This is a genomic window from Persicitalea sp., from assembly GCF_041751555.1.
Classification (GTDB): domain Bacteria; phylum Bacteroidota; class Bacteroidia; order Cytophagales; family Spirosomataceae; genus Persicitalea.
The window spans coordinates 1-2,624 of record NZ_JBGSXF010000597.1; the positions used below are offsets into that span (position 1 = coordinate 1).

The 2,624-nt window shown below is 54.4% G+C and carries 1 protein-coding gene; it reads right to left on the reverse strand.

Features of this window, described 5'->3' with window-relative positions; translation table 11 throughout:
• On the reverse strand, positions 1–2,624 hold a 2,624-nt coding region (locus ACEW8P_RS21095), incomplete at both ends, for a beta-ketoacyl synthase N-terminal-like domain-containing protein (RefSeq protein ID WP_373515050.1).

Sequence of the window (2,624 nt, forward strand, 5' to 3'; positions counted from 1 at the left end):
TAGTGTTGATGGCCGCAATCGACAAGGTTTCGGGTAGTATGGCCCGCAGCGCCTCGGCTTCCATCCGAACCGATAGCATACTCCCCTTTGGCAATTCGCTCACCATCTGCCCCCGGCCCGCGACTAATTTCAAGGCATCAAACAATGAGAAAACATCCGCCAAGTGGGCCGCGACAAATTCTCCGATGCTATGCCCGCACAAAACAGTCGGTTCAATACCCCAACTCATCCACAACCGCGCCAGCGCGTATTCGGTCACGAACAGTGCGGGTTGGGTATAACGCGTGTTTGTTAGTTTGGCTTCGGCCCTTTCGTCATGTTTCGCAGGAAACACTATTTCTCGTAAATCGACCTCAATTTCATTTTTGAGAATTTCGGCGCATTCGTCAACCGCTTGGCGGTACACTGCTTCATTTTCGTATAGCTCCCGACCCATGTCGAGGTACTGAGCGCCCTGTCCCGGAAACAGAAATGCCAGTTCACTAGGGTGTTGCGTGAGCGTATTAGCCATCGGATTAGGCAAGGCGATTACGGCCTCTGATCCGTCGGAGGCTACTACAAACTGCCGATGCTGGAAACCTAGACGGGTAGTTTGCAGCGTATAAGCTACATCCGCCAGCGGTTGATCGGAATTTTGCCGGAGATGGTCAGCAAGCCGGTCGGCGTAAATCCTCGCGCTTTCCTCTGACTTGGCCGACCACGTCAGCAATTGCAGGGGTCGGCTGTCGCCGGATGGCGTAGGTTCGTTCACCGCTTCCTCCAAAACTACGTGAACATTGGTGCCCCCCACGCCAAAGGAACTTACCCCCGCCCGGCGTACCTCTTCCGCCGCCCAATCCGTCAGTTTTGTAGGAACAAAAAACGGGCTATTGGCGAAGTCGATGTTGGGATTGGGTCGTTCAAAGCCCAGCGAAGGCGGAATTTGCTTATGGTACAAAGCCAGCGTCGCCTTGATGAAACCCGCCACGCCAGCCGCCTGGGTCAGGTGGCCCATGTTACTTTTGATGGAGCCAATCGGGCAATACTGATCGCGCGGTTGGGGTCCAAAAGCCATCATCAAACCTTCCAGTTCGATGGGGTCGCCCAGGGGCGTAGCGGTTCCGTGCGCTTCCAGGTAGCCGATCGTCGCCGGGTCAACTTGGGCTTCTTCGAGTGCCATCCGAATAGATGCGGCCTGGCCCTCGGTACTTGGTGCCGTAAAGCTACCCTTGCCTCCTCCGTCGTTGTTTACCCCCACCCCCTTGATCACGGCATAAATCCGGTCGCCATCCCGCTGGGCGGCTTCCAGACTTTTGAGCAAAACTACCCCCGCCCCATCACTGAAGACGGTTCCGGTACCCTCGGCATCAAACGACCTGGTGTGGCCATCGCGACTGAACATAGCTCCTTCCTGATACAAATGGCCACTGTTGACGGGGGACGTTACACTGGCTCCTCCGGCCAGCGCCAACTCACACTGTCCTTTGCGAATGCTTTCGACGGCCTGCGTAATGGCAAGCAGCGAAGTCGAACAAGCGGAATAAACGCTCACCGCCGGGCCTTTCAAATCCAATTGATAGGCCGTCCGGGAAGCGATGTAATCCTTCTCGTTCACGGTCATGGCTTGAAATGATCCGATCTGTTCGACCACGGCTTGGTTCGGCAGGACGTTGTTGAGGTAGTAGGTGTTGTTGCCGCATCCGGCATAAACCCCAATTCGACCAGGGTAAAAGCGGGGAAGGTAGCCCGTTTCTTCCAGGACTTCCCAAGCGATTTCAAGAAAAATCCGCTGTTGCGGGTCCATCACTTCGGCTAGTTTTGGCGTTAGCCCGAAAAAAGCCGCATCGAACTCGTGAATACCTTTGATTATTCCGCGCGCTTTTACGTACGAGGCATCACTTTTGGTTCCGTCTGGAATGGAGGCGTCTAAATCATCAAAATTGAAGAATTGGATGGTCTCCTGCCCTTCCTTTAGCACTTCCCATAATTCGTCAATGGTGTTGGCGCCGGGAAATCGGCCCCCCATACCGATGACGGCCACGTCAGCGGATTCATTTGACTGGGTTCGATTTGGTTCGGTCAGTTGCGGGATCGTTGGTTTGTCTTCCAGAGACGCAATAATGCCCGCAATGGTAGGATATTGGTAAAGCTTAGTAATCAGCAACGTGCGCCCAAGCTGCTGCTTCAAAGCGGCAATCGTTTTTTGGGCTAAAAGTGAATTGCCGCCTAGTTCAAAAAAATTATCGTCCAACCCGACCCGTTCTATGCCCAGTATGCTACCCCATAAGTCAGCCACCTGCTTTTCAAATTCCGACGTTGGCTCGCGGTACAAGACACCGAGCGCAGGGCGCTGGTTACCGGGTTGGGGCAGTTGTTTCTTGTCGATTTTACCGCTTACCGTTCGGGGAAAATCCTCCATCTGGACAAAGTGCGAGGGTACCATGAAGTCGGGCAACTGCTTTTCAATCCCTCTTCGTAAGGTTTCTACGCTGTACGCATCGGTTGTGACCACGTACGCGATGAGTTGCTTCTGTCCGGGCAGGTCTTCCCGCACCGTAACGACGGCTTGCCGAACCCCCGGCTGCTTCGTCAGGGCCACTTCGATTTCCCCGAGCTCGACTCGATTTCCCCTTATTTTTACCTGA